This is a genomic window from Arthrospiribacter ruber (assembly GCF_019343195.1).
Classification (GTDB): Bacteria; Bacteroidota; Bacteroidia; order Cytophagales; family Cyclobacteriaceae; genus Arthrospiribacter; species Arthrospiribacter ruber.
Map to the genome: position 1 here is coordinate 1 of NZ_RPHB01000001.1, position 21602 is coordinate 21602.

A 21602-nucleotide genomic window follows, 5' to 3' on the forward strand; every position below is an offset into this window, starting at 1 on the left:
GCCATATCTTCAGATGTATTTTATTCTGCAACCTTAAAATACAAAAAAGAAAACCCCGAAAAAAGCTTAAAACAGCCGATTTCGGGGTTTTTGTGTTATGTTTTTGTTAATTATTTAATTGAATATCAGTTGGTTGTGCTTTTAACAAGAAGCCCTAATAAAAATAGATTGAATTCAAGATAAATAGGCTCCTAAAATAGGGAGCCTTTTTTATCTCGGAGCTCTTCGGATTTGGTTGAGGGTAACTTCCGGGCTGGAAACAATATTACTTCTATTCAATGCCCTATCCTGGATCTGTACATCAATTCTGATGGTGTCATTCCTGAAAATAGACTGCCAGCCAAAAGAAAGCATAGCATATTGAAGGGAACCTTCTACTGGCTGACCTTGATTTCCGTTGAAAATCCTTGGGAATCTACCATTGAATGTGGTAAAATACGGTGGATCTTGCCAGCGGAATTCAGTGAAGTTACCATTTCTCTTAATAAAAAACTTTACAAAAATATTGTTGTGATTATCATTTTGGTCTACCCAGATGGTATCTCTCACAACCATGTTATTGACTATGGGATTGATTACCCAATCTAATGGGTTATATGGGGGGGCTGTTGGAGGTCTGTTGGCAAAGGTGATAAGTTCACCACTGCTGTTTCTTCTGAAATCAACCGGCTGAAATGGTGGATCCACATCTGTAGGATTTAAACCAAGGTCACCCTCCGCATCTCTGAAACCGATTTTAATGATAAGTGAATCAGATCCTGAGGAAGTGGAAAAAGCCATATCTTCAAACGAGATTTCAGGTACGGATGGGAAGTTTTCCGGTGGTTGTACACAGGAAGCTATAAATGAAGCAATAAAGATTAAGTAAAGAAAGTTTTTTACACTGCTCATGCTGGCATAAATTTACTGCCTCTCGGCTATGGAGTAAAATTGGGGAATTTTACAATGACAAATTATAAAACGACGAAATATTTCAAAAGTTTTGAGCAGGATATACCTGACATTGATCAAATTATTTTTGAAAATAAGGCCTTGGAGCTATTTAGGTTCCAAGCTGAGCATAATAAAGTGTACAGAGCCTACATTCAGGCAAGAGGCCTTGATGTGTCTCTAGTGGGAAAAATAGAAGAAATTCCATTTCTTCCGATACGATTTTTTAAAGATCATAAAGTGGTCTGTGGTGATCATCAAGATTTCAGTAATTATTATTCCAGCAGTGGTACTACTGGAATGATTACGAGTAGGCACTATTTCTGGTCGGAGGAGTTTTACCTTCAGCATTCTCTCACCTTGTTTCAAAAGGAATATGGGGATATCAGGGATTTTCATATCCTTGCTCTTTTACCTGCGTATTTGGAAAGAAAAGGAAGTTCATTGGTCAGTATGGCCCAATATTTTATTGAGCAATCCAAGTCTCCATACTCCGGATTTTATTTGTACAACCAAAAGGATTTGGTGGAAACTTTAAAATTATTGAAGGGTAAAAAGGGTAAAATCCTTCTTCTTGGAGTCACTTTTGCTCTACTGGATTTGGCAGAAAGTACTCACGACCTGCCTGATATCCCTCAACTTATTGTGATGGAAACAGGAGGGATGAAAGGGAGGAGAAAGGAGATGGTCAGAGAGGAAGTACATGAGATTCTGAAGAAATTTTTTCAAAAAGAAAAAATCCATTCAGAATACGGTATGACAGAGTTGATGTCCCAAGCTTACTCCAAGGGGGATGGGAAATATCTACTGCCTCCAACCATGAAAGTTCTACTTAGAGAGGTCAATGACCCTTTTGTTTATACAAAACGCAAACAAGGTGGCATCAATGTCATCGACCTGGCCAATTTTCACAGTTGTGCATTTATAGAAACTAAGGATCTTGGGAGGTTTGATGAAAATGGATACCTTGAAATCCTTGGAAGAATGGATAATTCGGAATTGAGAGGCTGTAATTTAATGGTGAATTAAATTTGGTAATCCTTAAGGAAATAAACATATTTGACTCTACGTTTTAAAAACTGTTGTCAAACAGGTGAATAAATTTGGTAAGGTTTAAGTTGTTTTATTTAGACCAATAATCCTTCAGATAGAAAAAAGTAAGGAACCAAAAGTTGAGTTAAAAAGGTGATAAATTAAATGATATACTGATGAAAAGAATAGCAATTGTAGTGATGGCTTTGGGGATATTGGCCCTGAGTTCCTGTGCAGCTAGCAGACCATGTCCGGCTTATGCAAAAGCTGTAGATAGCAAAGAAATCAAAGGTTAAAAAATATGCTGACCATCAATAGTCAGCATATTTTTTTATGTCTTCCAGGCTGATCGTTTTTTCGCCTAAAATCACCAAACGCTCCACAACATTTCTCAATTCCCTGATATTTCCGGTCCATGGAAACTTCTGAAGTTCTTTGATGGCTTCTTTTGAGATGTCCTTTTTCGCGGTGCCATATTCCTTGGCAATATCATCCAAAAACTTCTCTACCAATAGAGGTATGTCTTCACTTCTGTCTTTTAGTGCTGGAACTTGGATTAGAATTACGCTCAACCTGTGATAAAGGTCTTCCCTGAAATTGCCCTCTTCAATTTCCTTTTTCAGGTCTTTATTGGTTGCTGCCAAAACCCTTACATCCACTTTGATATCTTTGTCACCACCTACACGGGTGATCTTGTGTTCCTGAAGAGCCCGGAGTACTTTTGATTGAGCAGAAAGACTCATGTCCCCGATTTCATCCAAAAAGAGGGTTCCGCTGTTGGCCTGTTCAAATTTACCGACCCTCTGCTTTACAGCAGAGGTAAAAGACCCTTTTTCATGCCCGAAAAGTTCACTTTCTATCAGTTCGGCAGGAATGGCCGCACAATTGACTGCGATGAATGGCTCATTGGAACGGTTACTTTTTTTATGCAGCCAATGGGCCACGAGCTCTTTCCCTGTCCCGTTTGGCCCTGTGATCAAGACGCGTGCATCAGTGGGTGCTACCTTTTCTATGGTGTCTTTCACATGAAGTATGGCGGGGGATTCACCTACCATATCCAATTTTTTGGATAGTTTCTTTTTGAGGACTTTGGTCTCGGATACCAGGTTTTTTTTGTCCAGCGCATTGCGGACCGTAAGGAGAAGTCTGTTGAGATCCGGTGGCTTGGGAACAAAATCAAAAGCACCCTTTTTGGTAGCCTCCACCGCGGTTTCTATAGAACCATGTGCAGAAATCATAATGAATTGGGGCTGCTTATCCAGTTGGGACGCTTGTTCCAAAACTTCCAGCCCGTCCATTTTGGGCATCTTGATGTCGCAAAGAACCAAGTCAAAATCTTCCTCCTGAAGCATTTTCAAACCTTCCTCTCCGTCTTGGGCCTCGGAAATTTTATAGTTTTCATATTCCAGAATTTCTTTGAGCGTTGCTCTTATGACTTTTTCGTCGTCAATAATGAGGATCTTTGACATAGTTGTATTTTGATTTTATTAAAAGGTGCAAGCCTATAAGCCGGGTTCTGTTCCTCTTCCCAATCGGAAGATTCACTTGTCATTTATCTAGTCCCGGTTTCACAACCGGGATCCATCGACCTACCCATCCCGCAGAAAGACGAGCAGCCTTTTTCGAAACTGAATCCGATGCGGGACCTATTTGGTCTTTCAACCCATAAGGTTTGCCATGCGTCCGCTGTCACCAGCTGACCGGTGGGCTCTTACCCCACCTTTTCACCCTTACCCCGATCAGATCGGGGCGGTATATTTTCTGTGGCACTATCTGTAACCGGACCGTCTCCAATCCGGCTCCTTCCCGTTAGGAAGTATGGCGCTCTATGTTGCCCGGACTTTCCTCCCTCCCGTCCCGATTGGTATCGGGACGGGACAGCGACAAGTCAGCTTGCACTTTGCAAATTAAAGGAAATTCAAACAATCCTTTACGATTTTTTATTTCCTAATAGTTCATTTACCATAATCGAACCATATTATCATAGGGGTTATCTATCGCTTCAATTTTCCTATTAAAATTAAGCATGAAAACTTTTTTGCCTTATTTGGATTAAGTTTAAATAACAAATACATTTGCAATGTTAATTTATATTAAATCTAAATAGAACTTAGCTTAGATGTTAAACAAAGGTTTACTGAGGATTTTCGTAATTCTCTTTTTATTCGCTACCGTATCACCCGTATTTTCAAATGAATATTCTGATGAAAAAGCCTTGGTTATAACCGGGAAAGTCACAACGACTGAAGGTGAAATTATCCCTTTTGCCAATATATTGGTGCTTGGTACAGTTAAGGGAACCTACACTAATATTGATGGATCTTTTGAAATTTATGATTTACCTGATGGGAATTATACATTAAAAGTTTCTGCGGTAGGTTACAAAACATTTACAAGAGAAGTTGTCGTCCGAGGAGGGCAAATGAGTGAAGTCAATCTGGTTTTTGAAGAGACAGGAGTGGAAATGCCTCAGATCGATATCATTGCCAATAAGGATAGGGTTTTTAGCCGTGTACCGGGTTCTGTTACATTTATTGATAAAAGAGAAATACAGACTGTCAATCCTTTAAGTGGTAATGAAGTCTTAAGGCGGTCTCCAGGGGTACATGTAGTAGATGAAGAAGGACTAGGTATGAGGGTCAATATTGGTATAAGAGGTTTGGACCCAGATAGAAGCCGAAGTGTGTTGGTGATGGAAGATGGGGTCCCTGTAGCACTTTCTCCTTATGGAGAGCCTGAAATGTATTATACTCCAGCAATGGACAGGATGGCCGGAGTAGAGATACTAAAGGGCTCCGGGCAGATTTTGTTTGGACCCCAGACCATTGGTGGTGTGGTCAATTACATCACAGCTAACCCGCCCCAGGAAGAAGAAGGATCTATTTATGTACAAGGAGGTCAGGGGGGATTCTTTTCTGGATTGGTCAACTATGGGAATACCTTTGGAAATACCGGTATTCAGGCAAACCTTCTTAGGAAAACGGCCAATAATGTCGGACCAACGGAATTTGACATCACCGACTTCAACACCAAATTTTTATTTAACCTGAATGACAAATCCGAGTTAGGTGTGAAACTTGGAGTATACAATGAGGTATCAAACTCAACTTACATCGGTATCAATCAGGTAATGTTTGATAGAGGAGGGGAGGATTTTACAAGACTTGCCCCTGATGATCAGCTTGATGTGCGTAGATATTCATTGAGCTTTAGCCATAAGTATAGATTCAATAAAAATGTGAGATTGAGAACAATTGCTTATGGGTACACCACTACCAGAAATTGGAGCCGACAAGATTTTCAGATTAACAATGAAAATACGCCTCCCGCCAATTGGACAGGAGTGGTCTGGGGTGACAGAGAAGTGCCAGGTGGAGCCATTTTCATGAGAGATGGTACCGGTAATAGAAACAGGCAGTTTGAAGTGGCTGGTGTAGAACCCAGATTGGAGATTGATCATAAGCTTTTTAATACACGAAATGAATTGATCGTAGGTACTAGGTTGTTGTACGAGCGGGCATTTGAACAAAGAGTGAACGGGACCAAAGCAGGAGTAAAAAGCGGTAACCTGGTAGAAGATGAGGTCAGAACAGGTCATGCTTTGGCTGCTTACGTTCAAAACAAAATGATGATAACCTCAAAGTTCGACTTCAATGCTGGAGTAAGATTTGAAAGTTTTGATTATGAGAGAGACATTCGAAGAAGAAATTTTCCAGGAGTTGGTGTAAGAGATACTACTTTAATAGCTGATAATGTCATAAATGAAATTATCCCTGGTGCAGGGTTCAACTATAGACCAGTCAATGTCCTCAATATATTTGGAGGTGTGCATAAGGGATATGCTCCGCCTAGAACCAAAGATGCTATTACAGCTTTAGGGGATGTGTTGGACCTGGAAGCTGAATCAAGTGTGAATTACGAACTTGGATTTAGGACAGAGCCTACCAAATGGCTTTTTGTAGAAGCTACAGGATTTGTAATGAACTTTAGCAATCAAGTAATTCCGGTAGCTGAGTCAGCCGGTGGGATAGGATTTGGCTTGGTCAATGGTGGGGCCACTTTAAATAGAGGTGTTGAAACTGCGGTCGTCATGGATTTAAGTAATTTGATGGGAATGAGTAGGGTGAGTCTTACCTATGATGTAAATGCTACTTTCCTTCGTGCCACTTATTCAGAAGACAGGTTTATCAATGGTGTCAATATCAATGGCAATAGGACTCCATACGCGCCTAACTGGTTTATAAATTCCGCTTTGACTTTAAGGACCGAAGCAGGTTTTGGATTGAGATTGGTGGGTAATTTTGTAGGGGAGCAGTTTGGTGATGAGCTTAATACTGTGGAGCCAAGTGCAGACGGAAGAATCGGTTTGGTTCCTGGTTATAGGTTGTTTGATGCTGTATTCAGTTATGAGGTGGAAAAATGGAATTCCCGTTTCAATCTTAGCATCAAAAACCTAACAGATGAAAGGTATATTGCCACTAGAAGGCCTCAGGGAATCAGAGTAGGAATACCAAGATTTATTACTGCTGGTTACGAATTCAGATTTTAAAAAAAAAATAAAATATTTTATAAACAAAAAACAACACCCCATGTTATGTATAGGAAGGCTTTAATAAGCTTTTCTTCATAGTGCTGGGTTGAGCCGTTCCGAGTAATCGGAACGGTTCTTTTTTTTATATTCATGAAAAAAGATTCGGTCCCAAATGAAAAATAAAAGATATAAAAAGTACAAGCGCTTGATCAGACTCCTCAATATTTATCCACCTTATCTTTTTGCAGGAATCAGGGTGGTAGATTACAATGATGCATTCACCTATTTCAAAGTAAAGCTTAAGCTGACATGGTACAACCGCAATTTGGTTGGGACTGCTTTTGGAGGTTCTCTCTATTCCATGTGTGATCCATTTTATATGTTTATTCTAATGATCAATTTGGGTGAAAATTACATTGTTTGGGACAAGACCGCTTCGATTGATTTTGTAAAACCTGGAAAAGGGACCGTTTTTGCCGAATTTTCAATCAATACTGATGAAATTGAAAATATCAAAAAAGAAGTCGATTTGCTTGGGAAAAAAGTGTTTGAATTTCCTTGTGTGGTAAGGGACAAAAGAGGAGAAGTAATTGCCCGATTGACAAAGGGAGTGTATGTCAGGAGAAAAAATAGCTTGTCAAGCTAAGTGAAAAAATAGCTTTACCTTTGTGAAGACGAGTTTTAGGAATAAGAAAATAGCTATGATTTTAGTAGGCAATGCAGTTATAAGTGATGATATAAAGGAACAGTTTTTCGTCTGTGACCTGGAAAAATGTAAAGGGGCATGTTGTGTAGAAGGAGATGCAGGTGCTCCTCTCGAGGATGAGGAAACCAAAATCATAGAGGAATTATATCCCATTGTCAAAGATTACATTACTGAGGAAGGCCGCAAAGTGATCGAGCAGCAGGGAACATGGGTAATCGACAAGGATGGGGATAAAGGTACACCGACTATTGGGGACAATAGGGAGTGCGCTTATGCTCTCTATGATGAAAAAGGGATTTTGAAATGTGGTATTGAAGAAGCTTATCTGGACGGAAAGATTCAGTGGAAAAAACCTATTTCTTGCCACATGTATCCCATCCGAATTACCAAATATGATCAGTTTGAAGCCTTGAACTATGACAGGTGGCACATTTGCAGTCCTGCTTGTAGCCTGGGGCAGACCTTAGGAGTGCCGGTTTATAAGTTTTTGAAAGATGCATTGATCAGAAGATACGGAGAAGCTTGGTATCAGGAGCTCTGCAATGAAATTGAAGGTTAAAAAAATGAGGCTGTCTTATAAGTCAATGCTTTAAAAAATCACCAAAATTTTATTTGGTTTGAAATCAGTGAAACTTTGTGTCTTAGAGTCTTCGTGGCATTTTTAGCCACAAAGCCACTAAGTTACAAAGGAATTGACTCTTGAACAGAATTTTGTTTGGCTAATAAAGCTTAAGATCAAATTATGATACAGCCTCATTTTTTTACACTTTGATGTAGATTTTTTTCTTATCCATCCAGTATCCTATCAGCCAGATCAAAAGCATATAGGCAATAGAGAAAAGAAGGGAGGCATTCTTTGGGGAAAGCCAATTGGTGAAGATATTTTGATAAATGATGCTTTTTAGACTTTCTCCACCAAAGGAGATAATGTACATCAAGCTGATTACAATGCCGGACAGGACGTATAGAATGAGGGGGTTTCTTCCAAATACTTCCAAAGGATAGGTCCAGTTTCTTTTTCTCCATACCTCAATTACCATTATTAGGACAGCTATCAGTACTAAGTCAAGGCCAACGGTTAAGAGCACATAAGGGCTAGTCCATATCTTTTTGTTGATTGGGAAAAAAGGATCCCAAATCAGGCAAAGTGCCACAAGAATTAGTCCTGCTATAAGCAGGTATTTGACGGTGCTTGAGATATTGCCGTTTTTTTGAATAAATTTTCCGGCAAAATAACCTGCTATTACATTGACGATAGCTGGAAACGTACTGAGGATGCCTTCCGGATCAAAGGGCATTCCCTCGCCTTTGTAAAGGTTTTTAGGGCCGATAAGCCAAAGGTCCAGCTTGAGGGCGGCATTTCCGGTAAGAGAATAGGGGTCTCCTTGTTCTCCGAAAAAGAACATAACCGGCCAATAGCCAATCAGCAGAAGTAGGCTGACAATTATCGCCCCGGTTTTATTAAAGTAATATAGGATTAAAGCCGCAAACAAATAACATAATGCAATTCTCTGCAATACTCCCAATAAGCGTACCTCAGACCAGTTGATCATAGCTATTCCAGACTCTGTCTCTGCAAAAAAAGGAAAGGCATTGAGTCCCCATCCGATCAAAAAAATCAGGGTGGCACGTTTGAAGACTTTTTTAAGAAACTTGGCTTGGGACATTTGTTCGAGTTTTTTCATGCTAAAACTCATTGCATTGCCAACTACAAAAAGAAAGGTAGGAAATACCAAGTCTGTGATGGTGAAGCCATGCCACTCAGCATGCATGAACGGTCCATACATGTGCGACCAGCTTCCAGGGGTATTTACTACCACCATAAGGGCAATGGTCAGGCCTCTGAGTACATCCAGTGCAAGATAGCGTTCCTGGAAAGGGACTCCAGACGGTTGGAGAGTCGACATAAGTGATAGGGTTAGGTTATTTTTTTAGTTTCGGGTTTAAACTTCTTGTAAAATATAAATAAAGGAGGGATTTAAAAACCTTTTTTATAAAGGTGTATTTATTCTTTGATTTGGGAATGGGAAATTTGCTTTATTGGGTTATTTGTAATGATTAGTTTGGTAAAACTTACGTATAAAAATCAAAAAAATGTATTTAAGTGTTTTTTGAAAAATATTATTATTATATTTTATGACGTTTTAGGTGTTTTTTGGTATCGCAGAGATTTTAGCTGCGGTTTTAGAAGGATTTTAGAATTAATTGCCTCATCTAGTTTCAACCCATCAGATGAGTTTACGGGTTTAATTTGTTCTACTTTACGATGATTTTTATGAAAAAGATGTTTGTTGACCCTTTGGTTTTGCTATTAATTGCGATTGTTTGCGGTCTGAATTGCCAATCTCAAAAACCTGATTATGGCGTTTCTGAAAGGTATTTTGTGGAAATTAAAAGTGATACCCTTATTCCTGAAATTGAATTTTCAGATGATGCACAAGAGGAACAAAAACAGGAAGAAAGAAAGCAGTACAACAGGAGGCAGATCCGTAGAGAAATCAGGACGAAGTTGCCAAATGCAAATATCCCGGACCGAAATATTCTCACCAATATTGTGGCAGGAGCTATCATGGATCTAAGCGATGAAGAAGTGAGAGTATTGGAATCTGACGGAAAATTTGTTGTCAAGAAAGATTTCAAAATGCAGGGTAGGCCTATTCAGCAAGGAAGACCCATCCAGCAAGGAGAAAATTTTGATCCGGATACAGTCCTTTATGATGCAATCAAAAAAACCAGCAAGGGAGTTTCTTTGATTGGAGGACCGCAAACCAAACACCCCAGAACTATGGTTTGGATTTTGGATTCGGGAATCGATAGAGGGCATGCTGATCTTGGACTAGCGCTTGGTAACTCTATTGGAATGTCTAAAAGCTTCATTCAAAATGATCCGTTCAATGATTTGACAGGCCATGGGACACATCTTGCAGGTATAGTAGGGGGAATGGCTAATGCTGGCAGTACCGGTATGAACGGTCTTGCTCCTGGTATTCCTATTGTTTCATTACAAGTGCTAGATTCATCTGGAAGTGGAAATTGGATTGATGTATTATCGGCCCTCGAACACGCAGCAGGATACTTATTAAAGCCACGAAGGAATATTCATGATATAATTTTAATGAGTTTTGGGGCTGAAGTAGTCAATGGCAGTTGTGAATCATACCTTCCTACCCTGCGGGATGTAATCTACCGTTTGGCCCAAAGATCAAATGGAACAAACAAAAACTCTATAGTCATGTCCGCAGGAAACTGCATTGGATGTCCTGATGTATTAAATGCTTCCATGAGAAACTTTCCAGGATGCTTGGGAAGAAGGCAAAGCAACCATGGCTTTTCTAATATTTATACTGTCACGGCATCAGGTTTTGATATGGAAAGGATCACTGGCTGCTATGAAGGAGCATATTTGGGAGAAAACTCTTGGTATATAGCTCCTGGAAGAATGGTCTTTTCTACCCTGCCCGGCAATAGTTACGGTATCATGTCCGGTACTTCAATGGCCGCAGCCATGACCGCAGGAGCACTTGCAGCAAGTGGTAGAGCAATCCCGCCAGGTCAAAATCAGACAATGACTTGTTCTGATAACAATAGATACAATGTTGTAAGGCTTAAATGATATAGCATCTTATCGCAAAATTTTGTCATCTATCTTCATGAGGGAGATCTTATTATCAATTTTCCTGATTAAGATTAAAAAATCGGGATCATTGTTCCATCTTTGAAAGACAGGGTTATGTGTAGCCAATATGATGTCTACCCATTTTTTTTCTTCTGCTAGAGTCAAGAACTTCATGGATTTGACGGTATCACCCTTTATGGCATAAATCATCGCTAGATTAAAATAATAATCCGGATCCTCCGTGTCATTTTCTACTTCTGTAGTATTGACATGCAGGGCCCATTCAAGCATTACTTCTGCATCTAATGATTTTTCAAAATTCTCATAAAGGTAAGCCAGGTAAATTGGTCCATTAGATAATGGATCTCTTCCTGCTAATTCATTGAATTTAAAGAAGTATTCAAGGTTTTCTAAGGCTATATCAAAATCACCACAATAAAAAGAAATAATGCCAGCAGCTTCGTAAATTCTGGCTACTGTTCCTTGAAGTGTTGGTTTGGGTTGACCGTTTTCATCGGTGATATTTTGTAATAATTTTAACAATTCCGGCACTAATTTCCGGGCAGCATCTTGATCTCCTAAGCCTATGTATGACATTGCCAATTGCTCGTAAGTATCAATTTCAGGCTGAATTTCCAAAGACTTCTTTAACCAGAGACCTGCATTTTCATAATCCTTGAGCAGCCTGTAAGTCCAACCGATGATCTGAAAAGGAATATAATTCTTAGGGTTTAGACCGGCAGCTTTTTTTTGTCTTCTGATGGCTTCATCTAATTCTCCATTAATGAAATAGACAGTAGCAAGATTTCCAACTGCCTGTACATTGTTAGGGTTGATGTCAACGGCTTTTTGAAGCAACTTAAAATTCTCCTCATATTCCCCGTTGTAATAATGGGCAGTAGCCAGTGATTTGTAGGCTTCAGATAGGTTACTGTCAAGCGCTATGGCCTTTCGACTGACGGATTTAGCAGAGTCTATCCAGAACCGCTCCATTTTAAATCTCCCATAATTTTGACTGAAGGCATCTCCTAATCCAGCATAAGCCAAGGCAAAACCTGGGTCTGTCCAAACCGCTTTTCTAAACTCTTCTATGGCCCTTAAATTGTCTGTCACATTGTACTTATAATAATAATTCCTCCCTCTCATGTAATACTCGTAAGCCGTAAAGCTTTCTGTTGGCTTCTTGTCCAAAAGGACTTTTTCTTCATCCGTGAGCTTGGCACTCAGAGAAATTGCAATCGCCTGAGCAATATCGCTTTGGAGTTCAAATATGTCAGAAAGGTCTCTTTCATAAGAATCTGCCCAGATATTCTTGTTTTTGGCCACTTCAATAAGTGATGCATTGACTTTGATGCGGTTATTTATCCTTTGGATTTTCCCTTCGAGTATGTAATTCACAGAAAGGGACTGGGCGATGGATTTTAGGTCCTCACTGGTATTTTTATAATTGTCTACACCGGTTTTTGAGATGACAGACAGCTCGGAGATTTTGGACAATTGCATGATAATGTCCTCCGTCAGTCCATCAGTTAGGAAATCCTCTTCCTGTTGATTAAGGGAAGTAAAGGGAAGTACTGCAAGGGTTTTTTCTTCCGCATTGCGGTTTTGGGTCAGGATGGAATTGTAATTGAACCACAGCCCAATGCTGAGAAGGGTTAAGGCGATTACCGCAGCCACCATAACTTTCCTTATCCTACTTTCCAGGAGTTTGAGCATCTCGCCTCTTTTAGGAACTGTGAGTCCTGGGTTGGAAAGGGCGTGGATTTCAATTGGTTTCCCAACATTTTTTAGATTGAAGATGCCGAGATTTACGGATTGAAGGTTGGATTTTTCAGAGAGTTGGGCGTAGACTTTGTCGGAAAAAAGTATCGAGTTGGGGCTTCCGAGGCTTTCAATTCTTGAGGCAATATTGACAGCATCACCGAATACATCCCCATTTTCCTCAATGATTTCTCCCAAATGGATTCCAATCCTCAAAGTGATATCCTGGGAATTCCTATAGTGTTTTTGAACTTCATAGGCGGCTTGGACTGCATTGTCAGGTCTGGAAAAAATGCAAAGTAACCCATCTCCCATCTCCTTTACAAGCCTTCCATCGTACTGAGATATAATTTCTTTATGAAGTTGGGTGTTGCTTTTGACCAGATCATAAGCCAAATCCTCATTCTCACCCATTATGGACGTATAGCCAACCATATCCGAAAACATGATCGCAGCGGTCTGACGACTTGGCTTGGTGTATTTTGACATATTACTGAAACCCACCGGAAAAATGAAGCAACAAATTTGTGGCGATTAACTGCTCATTCATCCGGTTTAAAAACTTTGACCGCTAAAATTTAAGCATTTCAAAAGATTTTGCCATGACTATTTACAATTATGTTAATTTTTAAATTTCAGAATAATTCCAAGGAATTATTGTTTGATTTTGGATTTAGTATCTAAAAAATATGGAAGGCTTTTTTAACTGCACACTAATTTATTATCTTCAAGCATGACATGGAACAAAACTTACCCCTTCATGACCCTAGCGGTGGTAATTGCTTTGTTGGCTCAATGTACCACCAAATATTCCCATCCAAATCCTGAGGACATACACATACATTGGGAATTGCTGGAAAACCAGACACCTCCAAATGCTGGACACAGGGCTTCATTTACCATTACCAATAAAAGTAAAGTCAAGCTTCAAGTAGACTGGCAAATCTATTTCAATACAATATTTCTTTCTGTGAACCCTGAGGTGCTTTCTGGAAATGCTGTGATCAGCCACTTGTCAGGGGACTTTTTCAAAATCTCTCCTACAGAAGAATTTCCTGTTTTGGAACCAGGAGCGCAATACACCATAGAATATAGGTCTGCTAATTTTTTGACCAAAAACAGCCACCTGCCAGAGGCCTTGTATATCGTTTTCGGAGAAAGTGAAGAAGGTCACACCTTAAGCAATTATTCCCAAAAAGGGCTTACCATTCCTTCATTGCTCAAGTCTACTGAGGGTATTGAAGTACCGATCCCAACAGGTAATTTGCTATATGGGCAGAATCAAAACCTCAAGATGCTTCCATACACCCAATTTTCACCGGTAATACCCACGCCAAAGTCGTATGAGTACAGATCAGGTAGCTGGAATAGTGGAGAAGAAATAATCCTTTATACGGATAGTGATTTTGAAAATGAAGGTGAATACCTGAAAACATGGCTTGAAAAATTTTTTTCTGGAAAGGTATCGAAGGGAGATAAGAGCACAGCAACAATTTTAATTTTGAAGGATGATTCTTCCCAGAAGGATGAAAGCTATAAGCTGGAATTAAATGAGGATCAGGTCCTTCTCAAAGGTAATTCTTCCAAAGGTGCTTTTTATGGAATCCAAAGCTTATTGGCGATGATGCCTGTAGAAGTTTTTGAACAAAAGCAGTCCTCCATCGAAATACCTCAGATAAAAATTGAAGATGAACCCCAGTTTGGATATCGGGGTCTTTTTCTCGATGTGGCAAGGAATTTCCAATCTAAAGAGGCAGTTTTGAAGCTTTTAGATCTCATGGCTTTTTATAAGCTCAATGTTTTTCATTTCAATCTGGCCAATGATGAAGGCTGGAGGCTGGAGATTCCCGGACTTCCGGAACTGACCGAGATCGGAAGCAAGCGAGGGCATAGTAAGGAGGAGAAAGATTTCCTTTGGCCCTATTACGGCTCAGGGCCGGATAAGAATGATTCCCCTCAAGGAAGTGGTTATTATACTGTAAGTGACTTTCAGGAAATTCTGAAGTATGCTCAGAAGCGGCACATTGAGGTCATACCTGAAATCGGTGTGCCCGCCCATTCTAGGGCGGCCATTATTGCCATGAGAAAGCGCTATCACAAAAAAATGGAAGAGGGTGATGAATCTGGAGCTAAAAAGTACCTGTTGGAAGATATGGATGATACTTCGGAGTACCTTTCAGCCCAAAATTTCAGAGGCAATACCATTTGTATCTGTCAAGAGTCTGCATTTACATTTTATGAGAAAGTGATAGATGAAATGATACAGATGTATGCTGATGCAGGGGTGCCTCTAAATACTTTTCATACAGGAGGTGATGAAGTTCCATCCGGTGCTTGGAAAGGTTCTCCAGTTTGTAAGGCATTTGTTTCCTCTTCTGGCGAAGTTTCATCAATTGATGGGCTAAAAAATTATTTTTATAAAAGAATCAGGCAAATGTTTGATGAAAAAGGGCTACAAGTGGCTGGATGGGAAGAAATAGGCCAAGAGGAAATAGAGGAAGACGGCAATAGCCACGCAAAGCCAAATCCAGAATTCCTTAATGCCGGTTTCAGACTTCATGCCTGGAATGCTGTAGCAGGCTGGGGAGGTGAAGACATGGCTTATCAATTGGCCAATAAAGGTTACGAGGTAGTGATGTGCAATTCTTCCAATCTTTATTTTGACCTGGCTTATGACATGCATCCTGATGAACCGGGCCATGAATGGTCAGGATATGTCAATCTGAAAACATCTTGGCAAACTGTCCCTTTCAATCATTTTATTTCAAATGATACCGATATGTATGGAAGGCCGATAGACATAGAAGGTCTGCTGCTATCAAAAGAAAAATTGACATCAGAAGGTAAAAAGAACATCAAAGGGCTTTCCGGTCAACTCTGGACGGAAACTGTGAAGGGGCAGGATATGATGGAATATTATTTGATTCCGAAGATGTTTGGACTGGTCGAAAGGGCATGGAACGGGGATCCGTGGTGGGCAGAAATTTTAGATCATGAAAGCAGAAAGGCAGCAAGAGAAGAGGATTGGAATAAGTTTTCAAATGCAATTGGTCAAAGGGAGCTGCCACGTCTGGATTTTATTTTCGGAGGATTCAATACCCGTTTGCCAAAGCCAGGCACTATGGTAAAAGATGGGCTTATGCATGCCAATGTGGAACATCCAGGCTTGATCATCCGGTATACGCGTGATGGTTCTGAGGTTACTTCTGATTCTCCCCAATATACAGCTCCCTTCTCGATCGATGGAAAGGTCACCCTAAGGGTATTTACACCTTCAGGAAAAGGTGGGGGAATGACTACTTGTGACAAATGGGATGGCTCATAAGTGAAATCCGAATCTCAAATGAAGGTTAACCAAAACCTCCCCATAAGAATAGTGTCCATAATATTCCCAGCCATAACCAATACCGATTCCAGCTTCAAAGTTGAAATGTTGCCAAGGACTTCGCCGGATACCCCAGGTGGGGATCAGGCTGAGCGCAGGCGTGACCAGCAAACTGGACTCGTTGGTGATCAAAAACCAGTTTGGTTTATACGTAGTGGTCAATGCCACGAAGTTTCCTGAATTTTTTGCTGTCTTTTTTCCTTTATCAGCTCTTTTGTTCAAGTTGTAATAGTGTCTCGGCTCCAGCCTTAGAAACGGACTCCACGCTACTACTGGGCCATCATAGAGAAATCCATCACGGTAAAAAAAATCGAAACCCAATTCACTTCTTAGTGCCAGATCACGTTTGATCTTGGATTCATTGCTCAGGTATTTGGTGACAAAAAGGCTTTGTATTTGCCAGATTGATTTTTCTACGCTTGCAAAGTCTTGAGCAAGAGCCTGTTTTGTTAAAAAAATAAAACTAAGCAAAGTAAAAATATAAATTTTCATAAGTTTTTGGTTTTTAATTCGTCAAAAGTAAGTTTTTTCTAACAATCATGTTCTTTTTTTGTTTGACATTTATGAGCAACTTATTTATAAAATTCAGCCTTATATTTTTCCTTTTTTTTGGAATAGTTTTTCAGGTCAAATCTCAGTTTAGCCTGGACATAGAAACCGGACTCATTTTTCCTGGATACAATGAAGTCCGGATACCTAGTGAAACGGGGACTACCTTTGATTTCAGCAGGGATTTTGATATTCAGGGGCTGGTTGTGCCATTAAGGATCAGACCTGGCTATTCATTTGGGAAAAACCACATTTTTGCATTGTATGCACCATTAACTGCCAATTACTCAGGCACGCCCGGCTTTGATATCCGTTTGCAGGATACCAATTTTGATGGAAGCAGGGCCCTTGATGGTTTATATAAATTCAACAGTTACAGATTGACCTATAGAAGGGATTTGATCCAAGATAATAAATGGATCTTAGGTGTTGGTTTCACTGCCAAAATCCGAGACGCCAGGGTATTGTTGGAGGATGGTGACCAAAGGGATTTTAAAGACGATCTTGGCTTTGTGCCCTTACTACATTTATTCGCTAGCTACAATGCCGGTCCTTTTACAGCCATGATTGAAGGAGATGGATTGGCCGGTGGACCAGGACGGGCTTTTGACTTTTTTGGAGGAGTCAGAGTCCCTATATCCAATTATTTTGATGTCAAAGCAGGTTATAGGATTCTAGAAGGCGGTGCAGATGTTGCAGAAGTCTATAATTTCGCTTTGTTCAATTTTGCATCTGTAGGGATTGTTTGGGGCTTGAAGTAGTCTAGAGGCCTTTTATGATTCCTTTGTATTTATGGATTAGGGCTTCATTGTGCTCTTCACCTTCATCTGAATTGGAACTGCTGAAAACCTCAGGCATCACTCCTGCATGAATGAGGTTTTCTGTAGCCTGTACCATGATGGATTGTAAGATACTTACCCCGATGACTGTGGAGGTGGCACCGACTTTAAACTCCAGCCCTTTTATCTCTACAGCAGCATCACCTATTTCTCCGCCATTATCGAAATATAGGTCAGAAATTTCATAAAGCTTTTTCCCGGATTCATGCCGTGAATCTACCGATGAAGTATGTTTGAGGTTGGTGATCACAATTACCTTTGCCCCCTTTTTCTTAGCGATCATGGCCATCTCAATGCTGACGGTATTCCGGCCTGAGTTAGAGGAAATGATGAAAATGTCTTTTTCGCCAATCGCATAATCTTTCAGGATCTGTGCGGCATATCCTTCTCTTCTTTCAACCTCTGTGCTGTAAGAGGCATCTTTATGCAGCATCAGTGCTTCATCCAAGATGGGAACAACCCTCGCAAAGCCTCCTGCGCGGTAAAATATCTCTTCGGCAAACATGTGGGAATGTCCTGTACCACTGGTATAAATATAACCGCCCTGTTGCAGGCAATTGCTTACCCAAATAGCGGCAAGCTCTATTTTTTCTTCCTGTTCGTACACGATTCCCAGTTTGGTCTGTAAGTGATCCAGGTATTTTTGGTAGGCCTTTTTCATATTTAGTCAATCAAAATTTCATCAATAAAAACCCATCCCTTACTTCCGCTGGCATTGTGCCATTTGGGCAATGTGGACAATGGATTCAGTCTGATTTTTACATTTTTTACAGGTACACTTGTGTCCAGGTCGATGGTTTTTGAATGGTATCTTTTCCCCATGTAATCCTCGGCTAGTTTGGGCTTGTCCAGATGAATTCTTTGCCAGTTACCTCCTTGCGATTCTTGCCAGACTTCAATGCTTTCGGGAAGGAAAATATGGGATCCTTCATCAGAAAAAAGGCTAAGTGTGATCTGCCTAGGTTCTGTGGAAGAATCAAGCTCAAGGATAGCCTCCATTGGACTGGATTGAAATCCCAGCCATTTTCCGGAGGCAAAATCATCATCTCCTTTTTCCAGATCAAATAAGGTAGCAGCACCATTTCCTGAGTATTTTGGGTCAGGTGGAAAGCTAAGGCTGGCATTTTCAGGTTTGACTCTGGCTTTAAAAAGGTGTGTAGAGATATCTGAGCTGCCTATCCAGCCTTTGGCAAAAGCCCTGGCTTTGATTTCGCTGCTTTTTCCAATTTTGATCGGGTCTGTGTAGCGTTCGGAGTGGAGGCTGTCGGGTTCACTTCCATCCAAAGTGTAAAAAATAGTTACAGAGGATATGGGATGCTTCATTCTGATTGTTTCTTCTTCTTTGAAAATGACATTCTGGTATTCCAAAATAGGGGGATTCAACTGGATAGCAGTACCATCTCCCTGAAAGCCTGTAATAACTGAAGTTTTTTGATTTGACCGTTGAAATGCCTTTAAGCTCTCTTCAGAAATTTCGGTTTGCCAAAGAAAAAGCTTTTCGAGCTTTTCAAAATCAGCAAGTATTTTCAGGTCTTCATCTTGAAGTGGATTGCCGCTAAGGGAAAGCTGTTTGAGATTCTTTAAGCTTTTCAGTTCTTTAAGCCACGGTCCCTGGATACCTGTAAAATTAAGATGAAGGGACTCCAGATTTTTGAAATTTGCAAGGGTTTTCACATCACCTTCCCGCAAGTCCATGTAGCTTAAATTGAGAGAAACAACCTGTTCCTGGACTTTTTTAAGCTCTTGGAGCTTGGTGGACTGAAATTCTTTTCTTCCGAAAAACCTTACTTCCAAAGCAGGTGACTGAGGAGTAAGGGCTTTTACCAAGCGATACTCATTGTTCAGGTTTTTTATGGTCTGTGCCGAAGCAGATGAAAATGGATAGGAAGTGGCCTTTGCCTGTTCTATTTTATTTTTAACCAATTGGGCGAATTGGCTTTCCTCGGGATAAGCAGTTATTTTTTGATTGATTTCGGGTGATTCTCCAATCCAAGCCGAGATCAAATGCTTTTCTTCCTCAGTAAGCTGTGCTTTCTCTTTTGGAGGCATGTGCTCTTCGTCCTCTTTGGATAGATGGATTCTTTTGTAAATCAGACTTTCTTCGGGATTTTCTGTAGAAATGCTTTTCCCTGATTTCCCACCTGCTTGGATGAAGCGGATTTCATCCAGTCTAAGCTCTCCCTTTTGCTTGGAAGCTTTATGGCAGCTGATACATTTCTGTTCAAAAATAGGCTTGATCACATGGTCAAAGGCGAGAGCCTCTTCGAAGCTTAAGTTGTCGACGGATTTTGTCTTAAGGGGTTCCAAAAGGAAGTTTTCTCCATGGGTGATGTTTGCCCCAAGATGCCCGGTTACAATGACCAAAACCACAAGAAGTAGAGGGGTTGCTTTTTTGAGCAGAAGATGCTTCTGATCTATTGTCCAATACCAAATTGAACCCAGCCAAAACAAGGCAATTGCGGTCCATTGATGCCATTTGATATTGTCATATTCATATCCCGGTTCGAAACTCAATATCAGCCCTGCTGCTACTGTCAGGCCTGTCAGTAGTACTGTGATTAATAGAAAGTGACTCCGGATCTGTCTGGGAATATGATCGGAAATCAAGCTTTCCATCGCCACCGCCATGATAAGGAGTACAATAGGAAAGTGTAACAAAAGTGGATGCATTCTGCCGGTCACTTCCAAGATAGGAGGGAGAATCAACCTTTCCTGGCCTATGATAAGTACAATCACCAGGCTATGCAAAATGATCAAAGTATATTCCAACAAAATGAAAAACCGATGCTTCATGGAATTGCTTAAACAAGTATGTCTTTTACAATTTCTCCATGTACATCTGTCAGGCGGTATCTCCGGCCGAGATGCTTAAAAGTAAGCCTTTCGTGATCTATGCCCATAAGGTGTAGCACCGTTGCCTGAAAGTCGTGTACATGTACCGGATTCTCGGTGATATTGTAGCCAAATTCATCCGTCTCTCCGTACACCATTCCGGATTTGACTCCTCCTCCTGCCATCCAAATGGAAAAAGCCCTAGGGTGATGATCACGTCCATAGTTGTTTGCCTCAATTTTGCCCTGACAGTAATTGGTTCTGCCAAATTCCCCACCCCAGATTACAAGTGTCTCATCCAATAGCCCCCTTTGCTTGAGGTCTTTGATCAAGGCGGCAGAAGCTTGGTCCACATCATTGGCTTGTCCTACAATTTCTTTGGGAAGGTTGTCATGTTGGTCCCAGCCCTGATGGTACAATTGTACAAACCTCACCCCGCTTTCGGAAAGCTTACGTGCCAAAAGACAATTGGCAGCATAAGTGCCGGGTATCAGGCAGTCAGGTCCGTACATTTTGATGATGCTGTCGGGCTCGTTGGAAATGTCCGTGACTTCCGGGACTGCCGTCTGCATGCGAAAAGCCATTTCATATTGTTGTATTTTGGCCTGAATTTCCGGATCTCCATTGGCTTCAAAACTCAAATGGTTTAACTCTGCCAGCTTATCTAGCATCTTTCGCCTGTCGGATCTGGACATGCCAAGTGGGTCTCCCAAATACAAAACCGGATCTTCACTGGCTGAAAACTGTACACCCTGGTGGATAGAGTCCAAAAAACCATTTGTCCATAACTTGGAATAGACTCCCTGCCCGTTCCCTTTTCCTCTACTGAGCAATACACAAAAGGCAGGCAGGTTGCTGTTTTCGGATCCCAATCCATAACTTAGCCAGGCACCCATACTTGGCCGGTTGCCGACCTGTGCTCCTGTTTGAAAAAAAGTCAGGGCAGGGTCATGATTGATGGCTTCGGTGTGCATGGACTTGATGATGCAGATATCATCTACAATGCCAGCCGTGTGTGGGAATAGCTCAGATATCCAAGCTCTGGCTTCTCCATACTGTTGGAATCCAAAGTAAGAACCCACTAGAGGGAATGAACTTTGACCAGATGTCATACCGGTAAGCCTTTGTCCCATTCTAATGGATTCAGGAAGCTCCTGTCCCATTTGCTTTTTGAGTAGGGGCTTGTAATCAAACGTTTCCAATTGGGAAGGAGCTCCGTTTTGAAACAGGTAGATGACTCTTTTGGCTTTTGGTGCAAAGTGAGGCAAGGCTGCAAACATTTCCTCTTCGGCTTTTTTCCGATCAAATAAGTCAGGAATCAAAAGACTTCCCAATGCCAAGCTGCCAATTCCCAGACTAAGTTTGGAAAGGAATTTTCTCCTGTTGTGCTGAAGACCATGTTCAAGTTGCTCTTTTTCCAT

At 40.8% G+C, this 21602-nt stretch carries 16 protein-coding genes and 1 other RNA gene; 8 read left to right on the top strand and 9 right to left on the bottom strand.

What is annotated here, in order from left to right; translation table 11 throughout:
* On the top strand, positions 1–183 hold a 183-nt coding region (locus EGN73_RS00005), incomplete at its 5' end, for a hypothetical protein (RefSeq protein ID WP_219285998.1).
* 27 nt (positions 184–210) lie between these two features.
* On the opposite strand, the gene EGN73_RS00010 is transcribed toward EGN73_RS00005, so the two are convergent.
* Positions 211–891 carry a hypothetical protein gene (locus EGN73_RS00010; RefSeq protein WP_219285999.1) on the bottom strand — a complete coding sequence of 227 codons (681 nt, stop codon included), beginning with the start codon at positions 889–891 and terminating at the stop codon, positions 211–213.
* Positions 892–945: 54 nt separating this feature from the next.
* Between EGN73_RS00010 and EGN73_RS00015 the strand changes: the two genes are divergently transcribed.
* Positions 946–1959, top strand: coding sequence for a LuxE/PaaK family acyltransferase (locus EGN73_RS00015; RefSeq protein ID WP_219286000.1), 1014 nt, complete (start codon positions 946–948; stop codon positions 1957–1959).
* Positions 1960–2273: 314 nt separating this feature from the next.
* Here the strand turns inward: EGN73_RS00015 and EGN73_RS00020 are convergent, their stop codons facing one another.
* Together EGN73_RS00020 and rnpB are read right to left on the bottom strand one after the other, a co-directional pair.
* Positions 2274–3431: a sigma-54-dependent transcriptional regulator gene (locus tag EGN73_RS00020; RefSeq protein WP_219286001.1), complete on the bottom strand. Its 1158-nt coding sequence runs from the start codon at positions 3429–3431 to the stop codon at positions 2274–2276.
* A 20-nt stretch (positions 3432–3451) separates the two neighbouring features.
* Positions 3452–3862, bottom strand: an RNA gene (gene rnpB / locus EGN73_RS00025) — RNase P RNA component class A.
* A 219-nt stretch (positions 3863–4081) separates the two neighbouring features.
* On the opposite strand from rnpB, the gene EGN73_RS00030 reads away from it, so the two are divergent.
* From EGN73_RS00030 to EGN73_RS00040, 3 genes are all read left to right on the top strand, one after another.
* Entirely contained in the window at positions 4082–6511 is a 2430-nt protein-coding gene (locus EGN73_RS00030) for a TonB-dependent receptor (protein WP_219286002.1), read from the top strand.
* A 154-nt stretch (positions 6512–6665) separates the two neighbouring features.
* Positions 6666–7139, top strand: coding sequence for a DUF4442 domain-containing protein (locus EGN73_RS00035; protein WP_219286003.1), 474 nt, complete (start codon positions 6666–6668; stop codon positions 7137–7139).
* Between the two features lie 55 nt (positions 7140–7194).
* On the top strand, positions 7195–7758 hold the full coding sequence (locus EGN73_RS00040) for a DUF3109 family protein (protein ID WP_219286004.1): 564 nt from the start codon (positions 7195–7197) through the stop codon (positions 7756–7758).
* Positions 7759–7960: 202 nt separating this feature from the next.
* Here EGN73_RS00040 and EGN73_RS00045 read toward each other — a convergent pair whose 3' ends face one another.
* Complete coding sequence (locus EGN73_RS00045) at positions 7961–9106, bottom strand: acyltransferase family protein (protein ID WP_219286005.1); 1146 nt, start codon at positions 9104–9106, stop codon at positions 7961–7963.
* Positions 9107–9474: 368 nt separating this feature from the next.
* On the opposite strand from EGN73_RS00045, the gene EGN73_RS00050 reads away from it, so the two are divergent.
* A complete protein-coding gene (locus tag EGN73_RS00050; protein ID WP_219286006.1) occupies positions 9475–10812 on the top strand; it encodes a S8 family peptidase in 1338 nt (445 codons plus the stop codon).
* A 9-nt stretch (positions 10813–10821) separates the two neighbouring features.
* On the opposite strand, the gene EGN73_RS00055 is transcribed toward EGN73_RS00050, so the two are convergent.
* Positions 10822–13065, bottom strand: a complete 2244-nt coding sequence (locus EGN73_RS00055) for a tetratricopeptide repeat protein (protein ID WP_219286007.1) — start codon at positions 13063–13065, stop codon at positions 10822–10824.
* 244 nt (positions 13066–13309) lie between these two features.
* Between EGN73_RS00055 and EGN73_RS00060 the strand changes: the two genes are divergently transcribed.
* Positions 13310–15901 (top strand): family 20 glycosylhydrolase, encoded by a 2592-nt coding sequence (locus EGN73_RS00060; RefSeq protein WP_219286008.1) that lies wholly within the window; start codon positions 13310–13312, stop codon positions 15899–15901.
* On the opposite strand, the gene EGN73_RS00065 is transcribed toward EGN73_RS00060, so the two are convergent.
* The gene (locus EGN73_RS00065) at positions 15896–16453 is read right to left on the bottom strand and encodes a hypothetical protein (protein ID WP_219286009.1); all 558 of its coding nucleotides are present in this window, start codon (positions 16451–16453) and stop codon (positions 15896–15898) included. The genes EGN73_RS00060 and EGN73_RS00065 overlap by 6 nt on opposite strands.
* Positions 16454–16524: 71 nt before the next feature.
* Between EGN73_RS00065 and EGN73_RS00070 the strand changes: the two genes are divergently transcribed.
* A complete protein-coding gene (locus EGN73_RS00070) occupies positions 16525–17271 on the top strand; it encodes a hypothetical protein (protein WP_219286010.1) in 747 nt (248 codons plus the stop codon).
* Position 17272: 1 nt separating this feature from the next.
* Here the strand turns inward: EGN73_RS00070 and EGN73_RS00075 are convergent, their stop codons facing one another.
* From EGN73_RS00075 to EGN73_RS00085, 3 genes are read right to left on the bottom strand one after another with little or no spacing between them, the layout of a single operon-like run.
* Positions 17273–18010, bottom strand: coding sequence for a sugar isomerase domain-containing protein (locus tag EGN73_RS00075; RefSeq protein WP_219286011.1), 738 nt, complete (start codon positions 18008–18010; stop codon positions 17273–17275).
* Positions 18011–18012: 2 nt separating this feature from the next.
* Positions 18013–20142, bottom strand: coding sequence for a c-type cytochrome domain-containing protein (locus EGN73_RS00080; protein ID WP_219286012.1), 2130 nt, complete (start codon positions 20140–20142; stop codon positions 18013–18015).
* Between the two features lie 8 nt (positions 20143–20150).
* Positions 20151–21602 carry a DUF1501 domain-containing protein gene (locus EGN73_RS00085; protein ID WP_219286013.1) on the bottom strand — a complete coding sequence of 484 codons (1452 nt, stop codon included), beginning with the start codon at positions 21600–21602 and terminating at the stop codon, positions 20151–20153.

What these genes read in the sequence shown, in the direction of transcription:
- EGN73_RS00015 (WP_219286000.1), top strand. Translation starts at nt 946, where the DNA reads ATGACAAATTATAAAACGACGAAATATTTCAAAAGTTTTGAGCAGGAT.
- EGN73_RS00050 (WP_219286006.1), top strand. Translation starts at nt 9,475, where the DNA reads ATGAAAAAGATGTTTGTTGACCCTTTGGTTTTGCTATTAATTGCGATT.
- EGN73_RS00085 (WP_219286013.1), bottom strand. Translation starts at nt 21,602, where the DNA reads ATGGAAAAAGAGCAACTTGAACATGGTCTTCAGCACAACAGGAGAAAA.
- EGN73_RS00055 (WP_219286007.1), bottom strand. Translation starts at nt 13,065, where the DNA reads ATGTCAAAATACACCAAGCCAAGTCGTCAGACCGCTGCGATCATGTTT.
- EGN73_RS00020 (WP_219286001.1), bottom strand. Translation starts at nt 3,431, where the DNA reads ATGTCAAAGATCCTCATTATTGACGACGAAAAAGTCATAAGAGCAACG.
- EGN73_RS00060 (WP_219286008.1), top strand. Translation starts at nt 13,310, where the DNA reads ATGACATGGAACAAAACTTACCCCTTCATGACCCTAGCGGTGGTAATT.
- EGN73_RS00035 (WP_219286003.1), top strand. Translation starts at nt 6,666, where the DNA reads ATGAAAAATAAAAGATATAAAAAGTACAAGCGCTTGATCAGACTCCTC.
- EGN73_RS00040 (WP_219286004.1), top strand. Translation starts at nt 7,195, where the DNA reads ATGATTTTAGTAGGCAATGCAGTTATAAGTGATGATATAAAGGAACAG.
- EGN73_RS00080 (WP_219286012.1), bottom strand. Translation starts at nt 20,142, where the DNA reads ATGAAGCATCGGTTTTTCATTTTGTTGGAATATACTTTGATCATTTTG.
- EGN73_RS00010 (WP_219285999.1), bottom strand. Translation starts at nt 891, where the DNA reads ATGAGCAGTGTAAAAAACTTTCTTTACTTAATCTTTATTGCTTCATTT.
- EGN73_RS00045 (WP_219286005.1), bottom strand. Translation starts at nt 9,106, where the DNA reads ATGTCGACTCTCCAACCGTCTGGAGTCCCTTTCCAGGAACGCTATCTT.
- EGN73_RS00075 (WP_219286011.1), bottom strand. Translation starts at nt 18,010, where the DNA reads ATGAAAAAGGCCTACCAAAAATACCTGGATCACTTACAGACCAAACTG.
- EGN73_RS00070 (WP_219286010.1), top strand. Translation starts at nt 16,525, where the DNA reads ATGAGCAACTTATTTATAAAATTCAGCCTTATATTTTTCCTTTTTTTT.
- EGN73_RS00065 (WP_219286009.1), bottom strand. Translation starts at nt 16,453, where the DNA reads ATGAAAATTTATATTTTTACTTTGCTTAGTTTTATTTTTTTAACAAAA.
- EGN73_RS00030 (WP_219286002.1), top strand. Translation starts at nt 4,082, where the DNA reads ATGTTAAACAAAGGTTTACTGAGGATTTTCGTAATTCTCTTTTTATTC.